Raw genomic sequence first — 20,305 nt, 5'->3', positions numbered from 1 at the left:
TTATCCGGCAAGCAGTTACCTCCACCATTTTCACGGGTATCCACTGCCACGCGCCAGGCGGCCTGGCTATGATGTGCGGTGTGAGTGAGACAGCTTTTTCCCAAATGATCGCCTACGCAAACAAGCGCGCCGCGGCGGACGCGCTCGCCCCGGAGCAAGCCGCCGAAGGCATGCGCCTCGCGCGCACCGAGGCGGAGGAAAACGGTGTGGCGGTGCCTTCCGCCACCGTGTGCGCCCTGCTCACCAGCTTTGCCGCGACGGGTTCGCGCGATGGCGCCCCGCACGGCGCGGTCGCGGTCACCCCTGCGGCCGGTGTGGTGGGGCTGAGCATGCTGCGCGGCCTGCCGGATAAGGCGACGCTGACCTGCATCGAGCCTGAGGCTACGCTGCAGTCTGGCACGAAGCAGGCACTCCGCGCGGGCGGGTACTCGGCCTCGCGAGTACGTTTCCTCACCGCGCGCCCGCTCGACGTGATGGGCAGGCTCGCCAAGAGCGCCTACCAGCTCATCTACGCGGATGTCTCGCCGGTCGAACTGGAACCGATCATCCGCGCCGCGTGGCCGCTGCTCGCCCCCGGCGGCACCCTCGTGCTGGCCGGCTCGCTGCTTGACGGCACGCTTGCCGACGCCACGCGTCGCGACCGCGAAACCGCAGCCGCACGCGCGGCAGACGACTACGTGGGAGAGTTCGCCGCCGAGCACGACGGCGTGGTCACGCGTCTGCCCCTCGACGGGGGCCTGACGCTTCTGACGAAGCGCTAGATCACTTCGTTCTTGCCCACGACAACCACGCCGTTGTCGGAGACACGGTAGCGCTCGCGGTCGCGCTGCATGTCCACCCCGATCAGCTCCCCGTCGGAGACGTAGACGTTCTTGTCCAGGATGCAGTGGCGCACGACCGCGCCCTTACCCACGCGCACGCCCGGCAGGAGGACGGAGCCTTCCACTGTCGCGCCCTCTTCCACGCGCACGTCGGTAGACAGCACGGAGTTGCGCACCGTCGCGCCGGAGACGATCGAGCCGGAGGCGACGATGGATTCCTGCGCGATGCCGCCCATGACGAACTTGGCCGGCGGGAGGTTGCCGTCTTCGGTGGAGTGGATCGGCCAGGAGCTGTTGTAGAGGTTGAACACCGGGTGCGAGGAGATCAGGTCCATGTGTGCCTCGTAGAAGGAGTCGATGGTACCGACGTCGCGCCAGTAGCCCCTATCGCGCTCCGTGGCACCGGGCACGTGGTTCTCGGAAAAGTCGTAGACGTTCGCCTGGCCCTGGTTGACAAAGTACGGGATGATGTCGCCGCCCATGTCGTGCGCGGAGTCTTCGTTCTGCTCGTCTTCCAGCAGTGCCTGGACGAGCGCCTCGGTGGAAAAGACGTAGTTGCCCATGGAGGCGAACGTCATCTCCGGGTCGTCCGGGGTGCCCGGCGGGTCCGCCGGCTTTTCCAAAAACTCGGTGATCGTGCCGTCCGGCTCCGACTGGATGCAGCCGAAGGCGGTCGCCTCGGCGCGCGGCACGCGGATCCCGGCGACGGTGGCGGCCTTGCCGGAGGCGATGTGGTTTTCCACCATCTGCGACGGGTCCATACGGTAGACGTGGTCCGCGCCGAAGACCAAGACGTAGTCCGGCTTATCGTCGTAGATCAGGTTGAGCGACTGCACGATCGCATCCGCCGAACCGTTGTACCAGCGCTTGCCGCGCCGCTGCTGGGCGGGCACAGACGCGATGTACTGCGGGGTCGGACCCGAGACGTTCCACGCGGTGGCCACGTGGCGGTCGAGCGAGTGCGACTTGTACTGCGTCAGCACCGCGATACGCATGTACCCGGCGTTGACCAGGTTGGACAGGACGAAATCGATCAGGCGGTAGTTGCCGCCGAAAGGCACGGCGGGTTTCGCGCGGTCGGCAGTCAGCGGGAACAGTCGCTTCCCTTCGCCGCCCGCAAGGACAATGGCTAGAACTCTTGGCTGGCTTCTCACACTTCTCAAGCGTATTGAAAATACCCACATCGTGCAGTGGATCGCCGCGCCGTGTGGGTTTTTTCACCACTTCGGGGCTAGTGGTCCCACGCTTGGCGCACGATCAGTGCAGCGATTCGAATTCGTCACTATCCTCGGGGCCTATGAGAGTCGGAATGATGACCAGAGAGTATCCACCGGAGGTTTACGGTGGTGCCGGCGTGCACGTCACGGAATTAACGCGCTTTATGCGCAAGCTTGTCGACGTTGACGTGCACTGCATGGGTGCGCCCCGCGACATGGAAGGCGTCTTCGTCCACGGGGTGGACCCGGAGCTGGAAAATGCCAACGGCGCAATCAAGACGTTGTCGACGGGTCTGCGGATGGCGAATGCCGCGGCGGGCCTGGACGTCGTCCACTCCCACACCTGGTACGCGGGCCTGGGCGGTCACCTCGCCGGGCAGCTGCACGAGATTCCGCACGTGGTCACCGCGCACTCGCTCGAGCCGGACCGCCCGTGGAAACGCGAGCAGCTCGGCGGCGGCTACAACGTCTCTTCCTGGAGCGAGAAGAACGCCATGGAGTACGCGGACGCGGTCATCGCCGTGTCCTCCGGCATGAAGGACGCGATTCTGCGCGCCTACCCGCGCATCGAGCCGGACAAGGTCCACGTCGTGCTCAACGGCATCGACCCGGGCAACTGGTACCCGGGCGAGACCACCATCGCAGAAGAGCTCGGGGTAGATCCGAACAAGCCGATCGCCGCGTTCGTCGGCCGCATCACCCGCCAGAAGGGTGTGCCCCACCTGCTCAAGGCCGCCCAGCTTTTCGACGAGGACATTCAGCTCATCCTCTGCGCCGGGGCGCCGGACACCCCGGAGATCGCGGCGGAGACCGAGGCGCTCGTCGAAAAGCTGCGCGCCGAACGCGACGGGGTGTTCTGGGTCAAGGACATGCTGCCGCCGGAAAAGATCCGCGAGGTCTACGCCGCCGCCGACGTCTTTGTGTGCCCCTCCATCTACGAGCCGCTTGGCATCGTCAACCTGGAGGCGATGGCGTGCGAGACAGCCGTGGTGGCCTCCCGCGTGGGCGGCATCCCGGAGGTAGTCGTTGATGGCGAGACCGGTGTGCTGGTCGACTACGCCGAGGATGACCCGACGACCTTCGAGCGCGACCTCGCCGAGGCGGTGAACAAGGTCGCGGGCGATTCCGCGCTGTCGCAGCGCATGGGCGCGGCCGGCCTTGTGCGTGCTCGCGAGAAGTTCTCCTGGGCTACCATCGCGCAGGAAACCGTGGACGTGTACACAACCTTGCTGTAGCGGTTTCGCGTAAGCTGCGTCAATTGTCGATTAGATCCGTATGAGGAACTTGAACTAAGCATGAGCGTTTACAGACCTGAACTGCACGTCACCGCCGAGCGCGGCATCCTCGAAGGTCCGGCGGGCGTGATCCGCGCCGGCGACCGCGAGCACCACGAGTGGCACATGTTCTACCAGTACAAGCTCGACCCCGATGCGGCGAGCGCGTGGGGCCACGAGGTGAGCGAGGGCGACCCGTTTAGCTGGCTCGAGTGCAACGACGCGATCGTGCCGGTCGGCGGCGAGCTCAACGTGCGCGCCGGCTCCGTCGTCGCCTCGGAGGATTCTGGGGTGGACAGCGATGGCAACCAGGCGATCGACCTCTACTTCACCTCCAACACGGCCGCGGGCAACACCATCCAGCGCGCGCACGCCGATGACCTGGCAGCAATTTCCGACGAGCTCGACGAAGCCGAGGACGGCAGGCTGCTGCCCGCCGCCGGCGTGAAACGGCTGGGTGCCGTGGTCCAGGATGACGAGGAGTTCACCAGCTTCCGCTCGCCGTGCGTGGTGCGCGATTGGCGCGAGTGCGAGGACCTCGGAGCCACCCACGTCGGCTGGATCATGCTCGCGGTGACCGGCCCGACCGAGTCGCCGCAGCCGGTGGTGCTCACCTCCGGCGACGGGCAAGCCTGGAAGGTCGAAGGCGCGCTGATCTTTGAGGGCGAGTCCGGCCTGGATACCACAGGCCGCCTGGTCGCTCCGCGCATCACCCGCCTGCGCGACGAGGTGGACAACGAGATCTACGACGTGCTCTTCCTCACCGTCGAGGGCACCGAGCGCGATCGCGCCGTCTACCTCGTGGGCAAGCTGGAAGGCAACGTGTTCAAGGTGACGAGCCCCGCGGCGCCGCTAGACTACGGCCACGACTTCACCCGCCCGCGCAACTCCACGTACACGCTGGAGCCTGCCAACGCGCAGGACCGCTTCGAACGCACCTACTTCTTCGGGTTCATGGCCAAGGCGGGGCGCAACATCGACCCCACCGAGGAGCCGAACTGGGCTTCCGAGGGCTGGGCGCGGGCTCTTACCCTGCCGCGCCGCGCCACGCTCCAGCATGGCGTGCTCTACCAGGTGCCCGCCCCCGGCCTGCCGGAGGCGGTGCAGTCCTCGCGCCACGCACTCATGTGGACCGCGCTGTGCGACATCCCGGTCGGCTCGACCGTGGTCGCGGACGTGCTCGACGGCAACGAGGAGCCCGTCGCGGTGATTACGCACAACGGCGAGACGCTCACCGTGGATCGTCTTGATGGCGACCCGGTCGAGGCGAAGGTTAACGAGGACGACGAGGACAACATCACCATCATCGTCGACGGCTCGACCCTCGAGGTCTTCGCCGGTGGCGGCAGCGTGGTGACCTCCTCGCGCATCTGGTCCGAAAGCGGCTACACCGGCATCCGCTCGCGCGTCACGGGTGATGCGGAGATCTTCAACGAGTGGCGCCGCGGCTTCCCCAGCGCCCGCTAGGGACGCAGCTATAAAAGGTAAAAGGGCCAGACCGGGTTTCCCGGCCTGGCCCTTTCTACTGTGTTTAGGCCTTCCGCAGGCGCACCAACTGGCCGCGCGCGGAGACTTCCAGGTGCGAAGGCAGCGTCGCCACGCGCTCCTGCAGCACGTCCGCTTCAATGTGGCGCGCCGAGGGGCTCATGCCCACCTGTGCGGCGATCGCGTCGCGCTCCAAGCGCATCGGGAACTCGATCAGCTGCGGGTCAGCGGCCAGCTCCAGGTGTCCCTGCGCCTGCTCCAGCATCCGCTCAAGCTTGCCCGCCTCGACACCGAGGATGCCGAGCGGCTCGCGCAGCTCGTCCAGATGGCCCTGGTGCGCCAGCAGCACCACCACTTCCCCACCCGGGGCGAGTACGCGGGCGAACTCTGCTGGGTTGCGGGGCGCGAACACGTCGGTAATCGCGTGGATGCTCTCGTCGCGCACCGGCAGACCGGCCCACACGTCCGCGACGATCGCGCCGACGCGCGGGTGCGACTTGGCCAGGTGCTTCGCGGCCGGGACCGAAATGTCCAGGCCCACGCCGCGCGCGTCGACGATGCTGTCCAGCGTGTGCGCCAGGTAGTAGCCGGTGCCCGCGCCGACCTCGAGGACGGTCGGGTCAGCCGCAAGCGGGGCGCTGTGTTCGAGCACGTCCTGGACGTGCTCGGTGACCGACTCGACGAAGGGCGCAAAGTGGCCCTGCGCCAGGAAGGCTTCGCGGGAGTTGACCATCTCCAGCGAATCGCCTTCGTGGTTGAGCCCCTTGCCGCTGGCGAGGGTGACGTAGCCCTGTTTGGCCACGTCATAAGAATGCCCCGTTTCCGAGACGAGGCGCGCAAAGTCGTCCTCGCCGCGTAACGGGGAAAGGTCTACCGGGTCCGCAAGCACGTCCACAATGTCTTTGAGCATGTGGAAATCCTACCGCACTTGGCGGCCGTCCCAGCAGTTGTAGGGTGGAGCCTGGCTTATTCGCCTGCCGCCTCGGTGAGAAGGGCGCCGAGCTCGGCTGCCTCTTCCTTGCTCATCTCCACGACGAGGCGCCCGCCGCCGTCGGATGGAATGCGCATCACAATCTTGCGGCTCTCTTCTACAGCTTCCATCGGACCGCTACCAGTGCGCGGCTTCATTGCTGCCATGCGTATTCTCTCCTTCAGACTCAACAATGTATGAAGTACATGATACGCGCTTTTACCCGACGATAGCGTGTTCCTGCAGCATATCCGCAGGTAACTATGCGCGATCCTCAGGTTTGGCAGCAAAACTTTCCGCCTCGGTGGTCGTCGGCGTCTCGCCATCGAAACCGTCTAAGGTCACGCCCTCAGTCAGCGAGTGCGCCTCGACCCGCTGCGGATTGCGCGCGCCCGTGGCAGTCTCCTCCTGGCCGGTCAGCTGCGCGATGAGCGCGTCGACCTGATCCATCCGGTAGCCGCGGTGGACGACCTCGAGCTGAATCTCACCGAAGTTGCCGTCCTCTACCGCCCGGCGGTTCGCTTCCTTGACGTCCTCGGTCTCGGGCATTGGGGGCAGCGCCTCGCCGCGGCCGAAAATTTTCGCCGACAGCCACATCCCCAGGACGAAACAGGCGGCCAGGCAGAGAATCAGGACAATCCAAGAGAGCATGGCCGCTATTCTATCGTCTCAATCCAGGCCGGTCGCTGTGGCACCGCCGTATCCCCCACCCCGGCGCGCTTAAGGATTGTCGCGGCGACGACCTCGGCCATCGGCGAGAGTTCTGCCAGCGGCCGGTTGCGGTGGCGGCGAGCGCTTAAGCGGGCTTCGGTGAGGGCGGCGGGGCCGAACATTGCGGCGACGTCGATAAGCAGGCCCACCTCGACGCCGTAGCCGGCGACGAAGGGCACGCGCAGCGCGGTGTCGCGGCGGATGGCGTACTCGCCGGCGAGCGGCTGGCTGATGTGACCAAGCTGTGGAAAGAGCAAGCGTAGCAGCGGTTTTGCGGTCAGCTCCGTGACGCGGCCGCCGCCCGGGCCGCCGTTGAGTTCACGTCGGTAGGCGGCCTTGACCAGGTGGATGTTCTTGTCGGCGAAGGGGGCGGCGAGCGCATCGACCCATTCGGGCTGCACGGAGGTGACGTCGGCGTCGATAAAGACCACGACCTCGCCGCGCGCGGCGCGCACCCCGCGCCACAGGGCCTCGCCCTTGCCCGGGCGGGGTTCATACGGGCCGACGTCTCGCCAGTTAACCACGCGGGCCCCGGCCGCGGCTGCGCGCTGCGCGGTGGCGTCGGTGGAGTCCGAGTCGATGACGAGCACCTCGCCCGCCTGAGCCACGCACTCGCTGCGCAGGCATGTCTGCACGACGTCGCCGACCGTGGCCTCTTCGTTGAGCGCGGGGATGACCACGCTGACCTTGCACTCGCTCACGCGAGCCCCCGCACCGTCTCAAGCGGCGGCACCGCGCCCTGGATCGCCGCGGTCATGCGCAGCACATCGACGGTTTCCGCAACGTTGTGGACGCGGAACGCGGCCACCCCGCGCGCCGCCGCCCACGCGGTCGCGGCGAGTGTGCCCGCAACCCGCTCGGCGGGGTCTGCGCGCCCGACGGTCTCGCCGACGAAGTCCTTGTTCGACAGCGCCATGAGCACGGGCCAGCCAATGGCGACGAGCTCGTCGATGCGGCGCAGGATTTCCAGCCCGTGGAAGGTGTTCTTGCCGAAGTCGTGGGTGGGGTCGACAAACACCTTTTCAGCGGGCACCCCGCAGTCCACGGCGCGCTCGGCGAGCTCGGTGGTTTCCCGGATCACGTCGGCGACCACGTCGTCAAAATGCACGCGGTGCGGGCGGGTGCGCGGCACGACCCCGCCGGTGTGAGAGCAGACATACCCCACGCCGTGGGCACCGGCGACCTCCACGAGCTCGGGGTCCCATCCCGCCCACGTGTCATTAATCAAGTCCGCGCCCGCGGCGATGGCGGCCTCGGCCACGCCCGCGCGCCAGGTGTCCACACTGATCGATACTTCCGGGTGCCGAGCGCGGACCTCGGCGATGAGCGGGACAACGCGGTCGCTCTCCTCGCGCGCGTCGACGTCGTCGCCTGGGCCGGCCTTGACCCCGCCGACGTCGACAATGCTCGCGCCGGCGGCGATCACAGCGTCGGCGCGCTCGGCGGCCTTCTCAATGGCAAAGGTCGCGCCCTTGTCGTAGAAGGAGTCGGGCGTGCGGTTGACAATCGCCATGACCTGCGCGAGGCCAGCGGCGTTATTTTTCGCCATGGAGGTCCTGCTGCGTGCCGAGGCGCTCGTCCGTCATAACTTTGTGCTTTTCGACGATATGCGCCACCGCCTCCTCCACCGAGTCCGTGACTAGGAACAGCTTCTCGTCGCCAGGCGAAATAAGCCCGCGCCCCAGCTGCTGATCCACGATCCAGTCCACCAGGCCGGACCAGAACTCGGTGCCGATGAGCACGATCGGGAAGTTGGTCACCTTCTTGGTCTGCACCATGCACAGCACCTCGAAGACCTCGTCCATCGTGCCGAAACCGCCCGGCAGCGCAATAAAGGCCTGCGAGTACTTCAAAAACATCGTCTTGCGGGCAAAGAAATAGCGGAAGTTCAGACCCAGATCGACCCAGTCGTTGAGCCCCTGCTCGAAGGGCAGCTCGATGCCCAGGCCCACCGAGATCCCGTCAGCGTTGTGGGCACCGCGGTTGGGCCCCTCCATCAGGCCGGGACCGCCGCCGGTGATCACGGCGTAACCGGCCTCCACCAGCGCCTTGCCCACGTCGTAGGACTGCTGGTACTCCGGGGTGCCCTCGCCAAGACGGGCGGAGCCGAAGACGGTCACGGCCTTCGGAAGCTCGCTGAGCGCGTCAAAACCTGCGACGAACTCGGACTGGATGCGCATGACCCGCCACGGGTCGGCGTGCTTCCAGTCGTGGTCGGTGGAGCCCAGCGACTCGAGCAGTCGCCGGTCGTGGGTGGAGGCCTGCTGCTTTTCGTCGCTGCGAAACATCATTGGTCCGCGCAGCTTACGGTCGCGGTCGGGACGGGGGAAATTCAACGGTGCCATGTCTTTAAAGGTTGTAAAAGTGGTGTTTTCTTGTTCGGTACTGCGGATACGGGAACGCTTAGTCGGCGACAGCGAGGTAGTCCATCAGCTGCTCGGCTACCTCGCGGATCTGGCCTACCGGGCACTGCTCGTCCTTCTTGTGCGCGTACCCGGGGTCGCCTGGGCCGAAGTTCACGGCCGGAACACCCAGGTTAGAGAACCTGGACACATCCGTCCATCCGAACTTTGCGCGGAAGTTCCCGCCGACAGCCTTGACCAGGTTGGCCGCCACCGGGTCATCCAGCCCCGGCAGCGCGCCCGGCGCGACGTCGTCGTAGGTCAGCGTAAGCCCCTCCTCCAGCGCGAGCGTTTCCTCCAAGTGCGCCTTGGCCTCTTCCATGGAGCGGTCCGGGGCGTAGCGGAAGTTGATCACCAGCCGCGCCTCATCCGGGATGGTGTTGGTAGCCACGAAACCTTCCAGCCCCACCACGTTGAGACCCTCCCGGTACTCGCAGCCCGCGATCGTCACGGCCCGCGGCGTGTACGCGGCGACGCGGGAAAGCACCCCAGCCAGGTCGTGGGCGGCGTTGTGCCCCAGCCAGGAGCGCGCGGAGTGCGCGCGCGTGCCGTGCGCGTCGACAAACACGCGGATGGTGCCCTGGCAGCCCGCCTCGATGATGCCGCCGGAGGGTTCCCCAAGCAGCGCGATATCGCCGGCGAGCAGCTCCGGGTGGTCGCGCTCGAGGTGGAACAGTCCGTTGTACTCCTGGGCGACCTCCTCGCCCTCGTATGCGATCAGCGTGAGGTCGAAAGCGGCCGGGCCGTCCGCACCCTGGCTGGCCAGGCGCGCGAAAGCGCCGAGGTAGCAGGCCATGCCGCTTTTCATATCGACCGCGCCGCAGCCAAACAGCGTGTCCCCCTCGAAGTGGTGCGGGGTGTTGTCCGCCAGCGGCACAGTATCAATGTGGCCGGCGAGCACCACGCGCTGCTCGCGCCCGAAGTGCGTGCGCGCCACTACGGTGTGCCCGAAGCGCTGGACTTCTACTCCCTCGAGCTCCTTGAGCGCCGCCTCGACGGCATCGGCAATCTCGCCTTCGTGGTGCGAGGGCGACTCGATGTCGATCAGCGCGGCGGTTAAATCTACTGGGTCTGCGAAAAGGTTGAGCGTAGTCACACCGTTCATCCTACGGGGACTGCAAGCCCTTAAGATGGGCGATATGCCCATAGGAGCCGAAGCAACCGGAATTGCCAACATCGCCATGGACGGCACGGTCTTGGATACGTGGTACCCGAGCCCCGCGCTTATCGACGTCGCCGCGCACGACCCCGCCCCCACCGCCCGCAGCGAGCGCGTCGGCGCGCACAAGCTCTCCGACCGCTTCTTAAACCTGGTCGGCCTGGACCGCGACCGGCTCGTCGAGCAGGTGCCCATCCACACCTACATCCCCGACCTTTCCCAGCCGCCGGTGGACGCCCACGACGTCTACCTGCGCCTGCACCTGCTCTCCCACCGGCTGGTCAAGCCACTGGAGATCAACATGGACCACTGCCTCGAGCACCTCGTGCCCGTGGTGTGGACGAACAAGGGGCCGTGCTTGAGCGACAATTTCGAGTTCGTGCGCACCAACCTGCGCTCCCGGGGCACCATCCACGTTTGGGGCATCGAACGCCTGCCGCGAATGGTGGACTACGTCGTCCCCACCGGCGTGTCCATCGCCCAGGCCGAGCGCGTGCGCCTGGGCGCGTACCTCGCTCCGGGCACCTCCGTGCTGCGCGAGGGGTACGTCTCCTACAACGCGGGCACGCTCGGCCCGGCGCGTATCGAGGGGCGACTCTCCTCAGCCGTGGTAGTCGGCGAGGGCTCAAACATCTCGCTCTCGGCGGTGCTTATGGCCGACCATTCGGGTGATCGGCACCGGGCACCGATGCGCGTCGGTAAGCACTGCACCCTGCACCCCTCCTCCGGGCTTTTCGGCGTAGACCTGGGCGACAACTGCACCGTCGGCGTCAACGTCATGCTAGAAAGCGAGTCCGTGGTCTACGACGCGCGGAGTGACCGCGAGATCCCGGCGCGCGAAATCTCCGGCCAGAGCAACCTCTCGATTCGGCGCGAGGCCTTCTCGAACTGCCCCGTCGTGCGCGAGCAGCAGCCAGCGGAATAACATTCAGCCGACGAGCTGGGCTTCGCGCAAGGCTCATTGGATCCCGATGACAGGCGACCGTTTACAGTAAGACCATGTCTTCACAGGATTCCCAAGGGGCAGCGTCGGTCATCGCGCCAACTTCGGCCTCCGTCTCACTCAAGCGGGGCCTGAAAACCCGCCACCTGACCATGATGGGGCTCGGCTCCGCGATCGGTGCCGGACTCTTCCTCGGCACCGGCGTGGGCATTGCCGCCGCCGGCCCCGCCGTGCTCATCGCCTACCTGATTGCGGGCGCGATCACCGTGTGCATCATGCAGATGCTCGCCGAGATGGTCGCCGCCCGCCCCTCCTCGGGTACCTTCTCCACCTACGCCGAGCAGGCCTTCGGTCCTTGGGCGGGCTTTGCCATCGGCTGGCTCTACTGGTTCATGATGATCATGATCATGGCGGTGGAGATCACCGGCGCTTCCGCTATCATCGCCGCCTGGTTTGCCATCTCCCCGTGGATCCCAGCGCTGATCGCCATCGTGGCCTTTACGGCGATCAACTTCGCAGCGGTGAAGAACTTCGGTGAGTTCGAGTTCTGGTTCGCGCTGATTAAGGTCGCCGTCATCGTCGCCTTCCTCATCCTCGGCGTCGCGCTGTGGTTGGGGCTGCTGCCGGGGACGAGCTTCGTCGGCATGAGCAACATCGCCGAGGTCGGCTTCATGCCGAATGGCTGGGGTGGCGTGGCCACCGCGATGCTTGCCGTCGCCTTCGCCTTCGGCGGCATTGAGCTTGTCACCATCGCCGCCGCCGAATCCGAAGACCCCGAAGTTGCTGTCCACGCGGCGATCCGCTCGATCATCTGGCGCATCGGCATCTTCTACATCGGTTCCGTCTTACTCATCGTCATGCTGCTGCCGTTCGGCCAGATCGGCGGCGCGGACGACGCCTCCGAGTCTCCCTTTACCGCCGTGCTGCACCTAGCTAACATCCCCGGCGCGGTCGGCATCATGGAGGCCGTCATCGTGGTTGCACTGCTGTCCGCGTGCAACACACAGATCTACGGTTCCTCCCGCTTCCTGCACAACCTGGCGCTGCGCGGCGACGCCCCGCAGACCTTCGCCGAAACCGATTCCCGCGGCGTGCCCATGCGCGCTGTGATCGTGTCGGTCTTCTTCGGTTTTGTCGCCGTCGCCCTGCAGTACTGGAACCCGCCGGGGTTGCTCGCCTTCCTGCTCAACGCCGTGGGCGGCTGCCTGATTGTTATCTGGTTCGCCATTAGCTTCTCGTTTATCCGTCTGCACCCGCGCCTGGTGGCTTCCGGTGAGCTCACCCACGTGCGCATGTGGGTGCCGGGCGTGCTGCCGTGGGCAACCATCGCGCTTGCTGCAGCACTCGTACTGCTCATGCTCACCACGCCTGATGGGCGCACCCAGCTTCTCGCCGTCGCAGTCGTCGTCGGCATCGCGGTGATCGCCGGGGTGCTGTGGACGCGCACCGACTCCTTCCGCACTCGCGCCGCACAAGCCGCAGAAAGGAACATTCGATGACTACTGCTGCCGCAGACTCCGAACTCGGTACTGGACTCAAATCCCGCCACCTGACGCTGATGGGGCTGGGCATGGCGGTCGGCGCCGGCCTCTTCCTCGGCGTGGGCGAAGGCATCCGCGCCGCGGGCCCAGCCATCCTGGTGGCCTACTTCATCGCCGGGCTGATCGTCATCGCCGTGATGCGCATGCTCGGCGAGATGGCCGCCACCCGACCCTCGTCCGGCTCCTTCGCCACCTACGGCCGCCAGGCCTTCGGCCACTGGGCGGGCTTCCTGTTGGGCTGGCTTTATTGGTTCTTGCTCATCATGGTCGGCGGCGCGGAGATCACCGGTGCCGCGGCCATCATGGCCGGCTGGTTCGACATCCCGCAGTGGATCCCGGCACTGGCGGCAGTCGTCTTCTTCGCCGTGGTCAACCTGGCGCAGGTCAAGGGCTTCGGCGAGTTTGAGTACTGGTTTGCCATGATCAAGATCGTGGTGATCATGGGCTTTTTGGTCATCGGTGCCGCGCTGTTCCTGGGGCTGCTGCCCGGCCACGACTTCATCGGCCTGACTCACGTGCGCGAGTCCGGCTTCGCCCCCAACGGCATCCCCGGCATCGCCGCTGGCCTGCTCGCCGTCGCCTTCGCCTTCGGCGGCATCGAGGTCGTCACCATTGCCGCCGCCGAGTCGGAGAACCCGGCCCAGGCGGTCAAGAACGCGGTCAACTCGATCATCTGGCGTATCGCGCTGTTCTACGTCGGCTCCGTCGTCGTGATTATCCTGCTGCTGCCCTACGCACAGATCGACGCCGCCGACTCCGCAGCGGACTCCCCGTTTACCCAGGTGCTCGAGATGGCCAACCTGCCAGGCGTCGTCGGCTTCATGGAGGTCGTCATCGTACTCGCGCTGCTCTCCGCCTTCAACGCGCAGATCTTCGGCACCTCTCGCCTGGCCTACCAGCAAGCGCTCGAGGGCGACGCGCCGAGGTGGCTAGCCAAAACTAACGCCAGCGGCGTGCCGACCAACTCGGTGCTCGTCTCCATGTTCTTCGCCTTTGTCGCCGTGGGCCTGCAGTGGTGGAACCCGCCAGGCCTGCTCAGCTTCCTCATGAACGCTGTCGGCGGCTGCCTGATCGTCACTTGGATCATGATCACTCTGAGCTACATCCGCCTGCGCCCGGAAATGCGCGCCGGCGAGGGCCACTCGGCCGTCGAGGTCCAAGGCGGCATGTTCGTGCCGTGGGCCACCCTCGTCGCGCTGCTCGCGCTCGTGGGGCTCATGCTTATCGACGCCTCCGCCCGCGGCCAGATCCTCGCCGTCCTCATCGTTTCCGCAGCGCTTGTTGTCGCGTCCCTGTTCACTCGGGGCAAGGCACCAGTAAGCGCGCAGAATGATCTAAGCTAGCAGGCATGACTTCAGCGATTGCACGTGGAATTGCCACGGTTACTCATGACGGCACTGTCCTCGATGTCTGGTACCCCGCCCCGAAGCTGGGCGAGGCAGTCTCTGCCAGCGGCACGACCCGCTTAGAAGAGGCGGACGCCCGCTTCGCCCACCTCGTCGGCCCCGACGAGGAGCGCGGTGTAGCGCGTATCCCGGTTGAGACCGCGATCGCTGATATCTCCGAGCCCGCGGTTGACGCTTACGACGTCTACCTGCGCCTCCACCTGCTCTCCCACCGTCTGGTCAAGCCCCACGGCGCGAACATGGACGGCGTGTTCGGCCTGCTGGCAAACGTCGTGTGGACCAACTACGGGCCCTGCGAGGTCTCCGACTTCCAGATGACGCGCGGCCGCCTCGCCGCCCGCGGCCCGGTAATTGTTTACTCCGTGGACAAGTTCCCCCGCATGGTCGACTACGTCGTCCCCTCCGGCGTGCGCATCGGCGACGCGGACCGCATCCGCCTCGGTGCCCACCTGGCTGAGGGCACCACCGTGATGCACGAGGGTTTTGTGAACTTCAACGCGGGCACCTTGGGCGCTTCCATGGTCGAGGGCCGCATCTCCGCGGGTGTGACCGTGGGCGACGGCACTGACATCGGCGGCGGTGCCTCCATCATGGGCACCCTGTCCGGCGGCGGCAAGGAGACCATCACCCTGGGCGAGCGTTGCCTGCTCGGCGCGAACGCGGGCGTGGGCATCTCGCTTGGCGACGACTGCGTGGTCGAAGCCGGCCTCTACGTCACCGCCGGTGCCAAGGTCGTACTCACCGCTGAGGTCGCTGAGGCGCTCGGCAAGGAAGCCGGTGCCGAGATCAAGGCGCTCGAGCTCTCCGGCGCGAACGGCCTGCAGTTCCGCCGCAACTCCACCTCCGGCGCAATCGAGGTCGTGGCGGCCAAGGGCATCGAGCTCAACGAAGCGCTGCATGCCAACTAGCACGTCCTGGTGGCCGCCGCGCGACGACGCACTCGTCGACGGCGGCCTTACCCTTTTGCCGTGGTCCCATGTCCACACTGTCCCTGGTGTGCGCGAGGACCTCTTCGCTGCCTCCACTGATGATCGCATGGTTGAGTGGACTACCGTGCCCTCCCCGTTCACCGAGGAGATGCTCGACGACTTCCTCGGGAGCGCCCCGGACGGCGTGTTTCGGTGGGCGTTGGTGGTGGACGCTCGCTACGCGGGGAACATCGAACTACGGCTCGAGCTGGACGGCGCGGCGAACTTCGGGTACAACACTGCCCCATGGGCGCGCGGGCGTGGCCTCATGACGCGCGCGGTGCGCCTCGTGACTGATCATGCCTTTGCGCGCGGGGCCGAGACGCTCAAGATCGAGATGCTTCCGGGCAACTCCGCCTCTCGCCACGTTGCGGAGAGCAACGGCTACACGTTCGCGGCCGAACATGGCCGCCACCTGCAATACCGCAGGTCACGCAGGTGAGATCTCCTTCGGCTTCCTGAATGCCCAGACCTTATTGATGAGGAAGTTCACCGGCGTGGCGATCAGCGTGGACAGCCCCTGCGCCCAGTAGGACTTGGTGCGCAGGCCCGTCGAGTCGTCCAGCAGGTGATCCGGCAGGGCGATCGGCGAGTTCGGATTCATGAACAGGGTCATAAACGTCAGCGAGACCGCAAAAGCGATGCCGCCGGTGGCCAAGAACGGGAAGAAACCCGCGAACCAGTTGCGCTGCTCGAGTTTGCGGAACGTCCAGGAGCGGTTGAGCTGGTAGTTCCAGATATTGGCCACCACAAACGCGATCGTGGACAGCACGTGATACCAACGCACGTTGAAGCGGGTGCCGGGGATGCCCACGAGCGCATCCGCCTCGTGGAGGTCCCAGCCCGCCTCCAGCGCCTTCTTGGCCAGGTAGAACACCAGCAGGTTGACCACCACGCCGGAGCCGCCGACCACGCCGAACTTGAGAAATTCGCGCAGTCCGGTGGCCAGCCGCGCCGCGCGGCCTGGATCCGAGTCGTGCACGCACGCCTCCTTCTTGGAAAAACTAACCTGCCTAGTCTAGTACGCGGTCAGCCGTAGAAGGAAAACGGACTTTTACACCGAAAGGCGCGCGACAGCGACGTCGATGCGCTCATCGGTCGCGGTGAGCCCGATGCGCACGTGTCCGGCACCTGCTGGGCCGTAAAAGTCACCCGGGGCAGCCAAGATCCCGCGCTCGGCGAGCCAGTCCAACGTCTCACGCGCGTCCATCCCCTCGCGGCGCGACCACAGGTACAGGCCAGCCTCGGAGTGGTCGACGGCGAACCCGCTGTCTAACAGCGCCTTCAAAAGCTTCGCACGGCGGGCGGCGTAGGTGCTTGCCTGGAGTTTCTCGTGGGCGTCGTCGATAAGCGCGGCGCGCATCGCGTGCTGGACGGGGCCTGGGACCATGAGCCCGGAGTGCTTGCGCACGAACAGCAGCTCCTGGACCAGGTCCGTGTCGCCGGCGATCCAGCCCGCGCGGTAGGACGCAAGGTTCGAGGTCTTCGACAGCGAGTGCAGCGCGAGCAGGTTGGTCATGTCCTCGCCGCACACGCGCGGGTCGAGGATGCTCACCGGCTCTGCGGACCACGGCAGGCCCAAGTAGCACTCGTCCGAGGCAATGATCGCTCCGGTGTCGCGGGAAAACGCGACCCACTCGCGCATCTCCTCGGCGCTTAGGACCTTGCCCGAGGGGTTCGACGGCGAGTTAATGAAAACCAGCGCCGCCCCCTCAACCGGAGTATCAGAGCGCACCGGCTCCGCGCCCGCGAGCAGCGCGCCAACCTCGTAGGTGGGGTACGCCAGCTCCGGAATGATCACCTTCTGCCCGGCCAGGCCTAAAAGCGTGGGCAGCCAGGCGATGGCCTCTTTCGTGCCGATGACCGGCAGCACCGAGCGCTCGTCGAGACCGGTGACCGAGAAGCGTCGCGCCATCGCGCCCACGATCGCTTCGCGCAGCTCCGGCGTGCCCATGGTCTGCGGGTAGCCGGGCTCGGCGGCGTGCTCGACGAGAGCGAGCTGGATCGACGGCGCGACCTCATCGACGGGTGTGCCGACCGAGAGGTCGATGATGCCGTCCGGGTGCGCTGCCGCATTTGCCTTCACATCCGCGATCGTGTCCCATGGGAACTCCGGCAGGCGTGAGCCGAGGGGCTGGCGCTTGGGATTCACCGGCATGATCCTAGTCCTGGTTCTGCGGCGGCAGGGCCTCGACAAACGGGTGGTCGTAGCCGGTCGGGCCCGTCTTGGTCGCACCGCCCGGGGAGCCCAGCTTGTCAAAGAAGCCGACGTTGGCGTCGTAGTACTCAGCCCACTCGTCCGGGGTGTCGTCCTCGTAGAAGATGGCTTCGACCGGGCAAGCCGGCTCGCAGGCGCCGCAGTCGACGCACTCGTCCGGGTGGATGTAGAGCATGCGCTTGCCTTCGTAGATGCAGTCGACGGGGCACTCCTCGACGCAGCTGCGATCCAGCACGTCCACGCATGGTTGAGCAATCACGTAAGTCATGTCGTCCAGTATGTCACTTCGCCCGAAACATCGGCCAAACGCCACCCATTATTCCGGCTAGCAGCAGGAGCAACGTCAGAATATTATCTGGCACAAGGTGTGGGCCTGCGAGCGGGAGCACGAACATGAGCGCGAAAAAGCCCAGCGTCCACACCGCAAGCGGCACACAGGACACCCAAAGCACGCCGCGCGACCACAGCCGCGCCGTCTTCGTCAGCACCATGTTGAAGCCGAAGGCGAGCAGGATGGTCAGCGGCATCGGCACGCCACCTACATAGGCGCCGAGGTAGACCACCTCCAGCAGCAGGGACACACACGCGCCGATGCCGAGCCACACCATTGCCCCTACTGCCTCGCCGCGCGTGAAGGTATCGCGCACCACCGGCTCGCTCACCGCGCGATCCCTCCGAGCAGCCCGGCTGCCGGGTCGTCGATGGGCACGCCAGCGCCGAGCTGGAAGTGCTCGTAGGGCTGGATCGGCTGCACGATCAGATTCGACAGCGCGTAGTAGACCACCGGGCCGGAAGCGATCACCGCGTGCGGGTTCGTGGCACTTGTGCGCCCGTCAGCGATCCACAGCTGCGTGGCGTGCGCCCGCATCGCCGCGACCTTGGCGCTGTAGGCGTGCTCGGACAGCCGGATCGCGATATCCGAGTGTGCCACCCCGTCGAGCTCGCCATCCTCCGGCAGCCGCCAGCCCTCCGGAGCCTCCTGCGGCATGAGCGCCGCCGTCTCGTCCGCCAGGCGCACCGACCACAGGATGCGCGGCACGCCGACGCGCTCAGCCGCCGCGTGCGTAATCTCGTGCGCCCGAATGTGGTCCGGGTGCCCGTAGCCGCCGTCCGGGCCGTAGGTCAGCACGAGGTGCGGCCGCTGCGCAGCCATGAGCTCCGCAAGCTTATCGACGCTCCCCTGTCCCCCACGCACAAACGCCCGCGGATGCTCATGCGCCGCCGAGCCCGCCATCCCGCTATCGCGGTAGCAGCCCGCCCCGCCCAAGAACACGCCTCGCGCGCCGATCGCGGTGAGCGAGTCAGCCAGCTCGCGGATGCGGAAACCACCCAGCTGGTCGGCGTGGTCGACGGTCAGCTGCTGGTAGGGCTCGCCGATGACCTCGCCCTCCTCGCCAAGCGTGCAGGTCACCACCAGCACGTCGGCACCGCGGGCGGCCAGATCGGCCAAGGATCCACCCATGGTGATCGCCTCATCGTCCGGGTGCGCGTGCACCGCCATCACGCGGTAGCCCACTAGGTCACGGTTGGTCGTACTCGACACTTCTGCTCCTTCTATTCGGCATCATCCGGGTCTGCGGGGTGCGGCCCAACCAGCCGCCAGGAGGCCGCGCCCGAAATCCCTTCGTTCCATCGTTGCAGATCCGGCGACGGCCCTTGAAGCGCGGTCCCCAACGCCAGGATGCGCGTCTCACGCACGATCGGCACCCACAGCACCTCGCGGGACTCTATGTCGGCAACGCGCTGCCGCGCCTCCCCTATGCCGATCGTGCCGGCGAGGATGCGGCCAGCGAGCGCCTGGTTCTCCTGTGTACACAGCCCGGCAATGTTCTCGTCACGCGCGCCATCCGCCGGACAGGTCAACCGCCCGGCCAGCTGCGTTGCGGTACCCGCGTCAAAGCGCCAGCCCACGAGCAGGTCGATGTTGCCCTCTGGCAAGCTGCGCGAAAGCAGCGCGTCCGTATCCGTAGTCACCACGTTGGCGCGAACGCCGCGCTGCTGCAGGATGTCCGCGAGCGATCGCGCGGCCGCAGCAGCCGCAGGATCGGAAGCATCCGCCCCGATGCGCAGCGGGCGGTGCGCCGCCACGTACTGCGGCAACTCCACCGGCTCGCCTGCAAGGTGCGGCGTTTCTGGCGCGAGCGCGAGGTCGGTTGAGCGGCCGGTGCCGATGGCGGCGAGCAGGGGGACGTCGATAAGCATGCGCAGCTCTTCGCGCATCGCGTGCGTCAGCCCCGAGGTGGCTGAGATGTGCACGCCCAGGGTGCGCGGGCTGGTGACCAGGCGCGTTTGCGTGGCCGGCAGGAGGGCGAGCACGCGCGAGGAGGTCTCCTCTGGCGCTTTGTCCACGAAGCCGAGCTGGCCGACGCGCAACTGGTCGGCGACCTGGGTGGTGGTGCGGACTGCCTGCAGCGTGACGATGTCGATGTTCGCCGGGGATGCGCCCCAAAAACGGTCGTTGCGGTGCAGTGTAACCGTGCCGCGGCCGCGGTCCACCTCGCGCACCATGTAGCGGCCGGCGGAGGCCGGAATCGTGTCGCGAAGCGCCGCGCGAAAATCGGTCGCGTCCGGGTTCATCAGGTGCGAGGGCAACAGGTGGGAAAACAACGTCTGCCAGGTGCGCACCGGCTGCGCGAAGTCCACGTCGACGACCTTGCCACCCGCACCGGTAACGCGCACGCCGACCACCGCATCGTAGCCCGCGGAGTCGATCGTGCCCGCGGTCTGCGTCATGCCGCGCCACAGGTAGACAAAGTCGGCACCGGTGATCGGGGTACCGTCGGACCACTGGGCCTCGGGGGCGATGACGTAGCGCACCGTCATCGCGTAGCGCGAAGACGGCAGCCGCGTTGCCGCTTTCAGCAGCTCGTCGTTGCGCTCGCCGTCTAAGAAGGCGCTGGGCAGCACGAGGTTGGCGATGCTGCGCACCATCGCCGACTCGTCCGACTGCAGGTGCGGGTTGAGCCCGCCTCGCAGCCCGTCCGTGCCGACGGTGACCTGGGAGCGCTCAGGCGCCTTGGTGTTGCGCTGGCGCGGCTGGTCCTGCTCGGCGTCCTCGTGTTGCTCGTGCTCGGGGGCTTCCGCCGGGTCGACGAGCGGCGGCGGGCCAGGATTTGCCGCGCAGCCCGCGAGCAGTATAAGCGCGCCACAGGTGGCGAGCAGTGCGGTCAATCGGCCCTGCACGAAGCCC

General features: G+C 66.7%; 22 protein-coding genes. 8 read left to right on the top strand and 14 right to left on the bottom strand.

The window, feature by feature from the left end; all coding sequences use genetic code 11:
- The first annotated feature begins 71 nt into the window (after positions 1 to 71).
- Entirely contained in the window at positions 72 to 761 is a 690-nt protein-coding gene (locus tag CIMIT_RS04480; protein WP_407919544.1) for an O-methyltransferase, read from the top strand.
- Here CIMIT_RS04480 and glgC read toward each other — a convergent pair.
- Positions 758 to 1,984, bottom strand: a complete 1,227-nt coding sequence (glgC, locus tag CIMIT_RS04475) for a glucose-1-phosphate adenylyltransferase (protein WP_095066759.1) — start codon at positions 1,982 to 1,984, stop codon at positions 758 to 760. The two genes, CIMIT_RS04480 and glgC, sit on opposite strands and share 4 nt — an antisense overlap.
- 134 nt (positions 1,985 to 2,118) lie before the next feature.
- On the opposite strand from glgC, the gene glgA reads away from it, so the two are divergent.
- Positions 2,119 to 3,273 carry a glycogen synthase gene (glgA, locus tag CIMIT_RS04470; protein ID WP_038589755.1) on the top strand — a complete coding sequence of 385 codons (1,155 nt, stop codon included), beginning with the start codon at positions 2,119 to 2,121 and terminating at the stop codon, positions 3,271 to 3,273.
- Between the two features lie 60 nt (positions 3,274 to 3,333).
- Positions 3,334 to 4,779 (top strand): GH32 C-terminal domain-containing protein, encoded by a 1,446-nt coding sequence (locus tag CIMIT_RS04465; RefSeq protein ID WP_038589752.1) that lies wholly within the window; start codon positions 3,334 to 3,336, stop codon positions 4,777 to 4,779.
- Between the two features lie 64 nt (positions 4,780 to 4,843).
- Here CIMIT_RS04465 and CIMIT_RS04460 read toward each other — a convergent pair whose 3' ends face one another.
- From CIMIT_RS04460 to dapE, 7 genes are all read right to left on the bottom strand, one after another.
- Entirely contained in the window at positions 4,844 to 5,707 is an 864-nt protein-coding gene (locus CIMIT_RS04460) for a methyltransferase domain-containing protein (protein ID WP_038589749.1), read from the bottom strand.
- A 56-nt stretch (positions 5,708 to 5,763) separates the two neighbouring features.
- Positions 5,764 to 5,934 carry a DUF3117 domain-containing protein gene (locus CIMIT_RS12340; RefSeq protein WP_070763036.1) on the bottom strand — a complete coding sequence of 57 codons (171 nt, stop codon included), beginning with the start codon at positions 5,932 to 5,934 and terminating at the stop codon, positions 5,764 to 5,766.
- 94 nt (positions 5,935 to 6,028) lie between these two features.
- Positions 6,029 to 6,418, bottom strand: a complete 390-nt coding sequence (locus CIMIT_RS12880) for a hypothetical protein (RefSeq protein ID WP_070791050.1) — start codon at positions 6,416 to 6,418, stop codon at positions 6,029 to 6,031.
- 5 nt (positions 6,419 to 6,423) lie between these two features.
- Positions 6,424 to 7,179 (bottom strand): glucosyl-3-phosphoglycerate synthase, encoded by a 756-nt coding sequence (locus tag CIMIT_RS04450; protein WP_038589744.1) that lies wholly within the window; start codon positions 7,177 to 7,179, stop codon positions 6,424 to 6,426.
- Positions 7,176 to 8,027 carry a dihydropteroate synthase gene (gene folP / locus CIMIT_RS04445; RefSeq protein ID WP_231910348.1) on the bottom strand — a complete coding sequence of 284 codons (852 nt, stop codon included), beginning with the start codon at positions 8,025 to 8,027 and terminating at the stop codon, positions 7,176 to 7,178. The genes CIMIT_RS04450 and folP overlap by 4 nt, the downstream gene beginning before the upstream one ends.
- Positions 8,014 to 8,823, bottom strand: coding sequence for an LOG family protein (locus CIMIT_RS04440; protein ID WP_038589733.1), 810 nt, complete (start codon positions 8,821 to 8,823; stop codon positions 8,014 to 8,016). Before CIMIT_RS04440 ends, folP begins: the two co-directional genes overlap by 14 nt.
- A gap of 58 nt (positions 8,824 to 8,881) precedes the next feature.
- Positions 8,882 to 9,985: a succinyl-diaminopimelate desuccinylase gene (gene dapE / locus CIMIT_RS04435; RefSeq protein ID WP_038589722.1), complete on the bottom strand. Its 1,104-nt coding sequence runs from the start codon at positions 9,983 to 9,985 to the stop codon at positions 8,882 to 8,884.
- 34 nt (positions 9,986 to 10,019) lie between these two features.
- Between dapE and CIMIT_RS04430 the strand changes: the two genes are divergently transcribed.
- The 5 genes from CIMIT_RS04430 (at position 10,020) to CIMIT_RS12085 (ending at position 15,339) form a co-directional block, all read left to right on the top strand.
- Positions 10,020 to 10,964, top strand: coding sequence for a 2,3,4,5-tetrahydropyridine-2,6-dicarboxylate N-succinyltransferase (locus CIMIT_RS04430; protein WP_095066758.1), 945 nt, complete (start codon positions 10,020 to 10,022; stop codon positions 10,962 to 10,964).
- Between the two features lie 110 nt (positions 10,965 to 11,074).
- On the top strand, positions 11,075 to 12,481 hold the full coding sequence (locus CIMIT_RS04425) for an amino acid permease (protein WP_038594047.1): 1,407 nt from the start codon (positions 11,075 to 11,077) through the stop codon (positions 12,479 to 12,481).
- The gene (locus tag CIMIT_RS04420; RefSeq protein ID WP_038589696.1) at positions 12,478 to 13,866 is read left to right on the top strand and encodes an amino acid permease; all 1,389 of its coding nucleotides are present in this window, start codon (positions 12,478 to 12,480) and stop codon (positions 13,864 to 13,866) included. Before CIMIT_RS04425 ends, CIMIT_RS04420 begins: the two co-directional genes overlap by 4 nt.
- Positions 13,867 to 13,871: 5 nt before the next feature.
- Positions 13,872 to 14,837 carry a 2,3,4,5-tetrahydropyridine-2,6-dicarboxylate N-succinyltransferase gene (gene dapD, locus CIMIT_RS04415; protein ID WP_038589693.1) on the top strand — a complete coding sequence of 322 codons (966 nt, stop codon included), beginning with the start codon at positions 13,872 to 13,874 and terminating at the stop codon, positions 14,835 to 14,837.
- Positions 14,827 to 15,339: a GNAT family N-acetyltransferase gene (locus CIMIT_RS12085; RefSeq protein WP_051904796.1), complete on the top strand. Its 513-nt coding sequence runs from the start codon at positions 14,827 to 14,829 to the stop codon at positions 15,337 to 15,339. The genes dapD and CIMIT_RS12085 overlap by 11 nt, the downstream gene beginning before the upstream one ends.
- Here the strand turns inward: CIMIT_RS12085 and CIMIT_RS04405 are convergent.
- From CIMIT_RS04405 to CIMIT_RS04380, 6 genes are all read right to left on the bottom strand, one after another.
- Positions 15,328 to 15,879 (bottom strand): GtrA family protein, encoded by a 552-nt coding sequence (locus CIMIT_RS04405; RefSeq protein ID WP_051904795.1) that lies wholly within the window; start codon positions 15,877 to 15,879, stop codon positions 15,328 to 15,330. The genes CIMIT_RS12085 and CIMIT_RS04405 overlap by 12 nt on opposite strands.
- A 72-nt stretch (positions 15,880 to 15,951) precedes the next feature.
- Positions 15,952 to 17,055 (bottom strand): succinyldiaminopimelate transaminase, encoded by a 1,104-nt coding sequence (gene dapC, locus CIMIT_RS04400; RefSeq protein ID WP_038589691.1) that lies wholly within the window; start codon positions 17,053 to 17,055, stop codon positions 15,952 to 15,954.
- A 4-nt stretch (positions 17,056 to 17,059) separates the two neighbouring features.
- Positions 17,060 to 17,383 (bottom strand): ferredoxin, encoded by a 324-nt coding sequence (gene fdxA / locus CIMIT_RS04395; protein ID WP_038589688.1) that lies wholly within the window; start codon positions 17,381 to 17,383, stop codon positions 17,060 to 17,062.
- Positions 17,384 to 17,396: 13 nt separating this feature from the next.
- Positions 17,397 to 17,777, bottom strand: a complete 381-nt coding sequence (locus CIMIT_RS04390; RefSeq protein WP_038589685.1) for a hypothetical protein — start codon at positions 17,775 to 17,777, stop codon at positions 17,397 to 17,399.
- A complete protein-coding gene (gene mshB, locus CIMIT_RS04385; RefSeq protein WP_038594039.1) occupies positions 17,774 to 18,616 on the bottom strand; it encodes an N-acetyl-1-D-myo-inositol-2-amino-2-deoxy-alpha-D-glucopyranoside deacetylase in 843 nt (280 codons plus the stop codon). Before mshB ends, CIMIT_RS04390 begins: the two co-directional genes overlap by 4 nt.
- Positions 18,617 to 18,669: 53 nt before the next feature.
- The gene (locus tag CIMIT_RS04380) at positions 18,670 to 20,298 is read right to left on the bottom strand and encodes an ABC transporter family substrate-binding protein (RefSeq protein WP_038589681.1); all 1,629 of its coding nucleotides are present in this window, start codon (positions 20,296 to 20,298) and stop codon (positions 18,670 to 18,672) included.
- Between the last annotated feature and the right edge of the window lie 7 nt (positions 20,299 to 20,305).

This window comes from Corynebacterium imitans (assembly GCF_000739455.1).
GTDB classification, from domain to species: Bacteria; Actinomycetota; Actinomycetes; order Mycobacteriales; family Mycobacteriaceae; genus Corynebacterium; species Corynebacterium imitans.
This window is presented reverse-complemented; position numbering and strand designations above follow the sequence as displayed.

Excerpts from the sequence above, each read along its gene's own strand:
- folP (WP_231910348.1), bottom strand. The coding sequence starts at position 8,027 with ATGGCGAAAAATAACGCCGCTGGCCTCGCGCAGGTCATGGCGATTGTC.
- CIMIT_RS12880 (WP_070791050.1), bottom strand. The coding sequence starts at position 6,418 with ATGCTCTCTTGGATTGTCCTGATTCTCTGCCTGGCCGCCTGTTTCGTC.
- mshB (WP_038594039.1), bottom strand. The coding sequence starts at position 18,616 with ATGGCGGTGCACGCGCACCCGGACGATGAGGCGATCACCATGGGTGGA.
- CIMIT_RS04440 (WP_038589733.1), bottom strand. The coding sequence starts at position 8,823 with ATGGCACCGTTGAATTTCCCCCGTCCCGACCGCGACCGTAAGCTGCGC.
- fdxA (WP_038589688.1), bottom strand. The coding sequence starts at position 17,383 with ATGACTTACGTGATTGCTCAACCATGCGTGGACGTGCTGGATCGCAGC.
- dapC (WP_038589691.1), bottom strand. The coding sequence starts at position 17,055 with ATGCCGGTGAATCCCAAGCGCCAGCCCCTCGGCTCACGCCTGCCGGAG.
- glgA (WP_038589755.1), top strand. The coding sequence starts at position 2,119 with ATGAGAGTCGGAATGATGACCAGAGAGTATCCACCGGAGGTTTACGGT.
- CIMIT_RS04420 (WP_038589696.1), top strand. The coding sequence starts at position 12,478 with ATGACTACTGCTGCCGCAGACTCCGAACTCGGTACTGGACTCAAATCC.
- CIMIT_RS04430 (WP_095066758.1), top strand. The coding sequence starts at position 10,020 with ATGCCCATAGGAGCCGAAGCAACCGGAATTGCCAACATCGCCATGGAC.
- dapE (WP_038589722.1), bottom strand. The coding sequence starts at position 9,985 with ATGAACGGTGTGACTACGCTCAACCTTTTCGCAGACCCAGTAGATTTA.
- CIMIT_RS12340 (WP_070763036.1), bottom strand. The coding sequence starts at position 5,934 with ATGGCAGCAATGAAGCCGCGCACTGGTAGCGGTCCGATGGAAGCTGTA.
- CIMIT_RS04460 (WP_038589749.1), bottom strand. The coding sequence starts at position 5,707 with ATGCTCAAAGACATTGTGGACGTGCTTGCGGACCCGGTAGACCTTTCC.
- dapD (WP_038589693.1), top strand. The coding sequence starts at position 13,872 with ATGACTTCAGCGATTGCACGTGGAATTGCCACGGTTACTCATGACGGC.
- CIMIT_RS04480 (WP_407919544.1), top strand. The coding sequence starts at position 72 with ATGTGCGGTGTGAGTGAGACAGCTTTTTCCCAAATGATCGCCTACGCA.
- CIMIT_RS04465 (WP_038589752.1), top strand. The coding sequence starts at position 3,334 with ATGAGCGTTTACAGACCTGAACTGCACGTCACCGCCGAGCGCGGCATC.
- CIMIT_RS12085 (WP_051904796.1), top strand. The coding sequence starts at position 14,827 with ATGCCAACTAGCACGTCCTGGTGGCCGCCGCGCGACGACGCACTCGTC.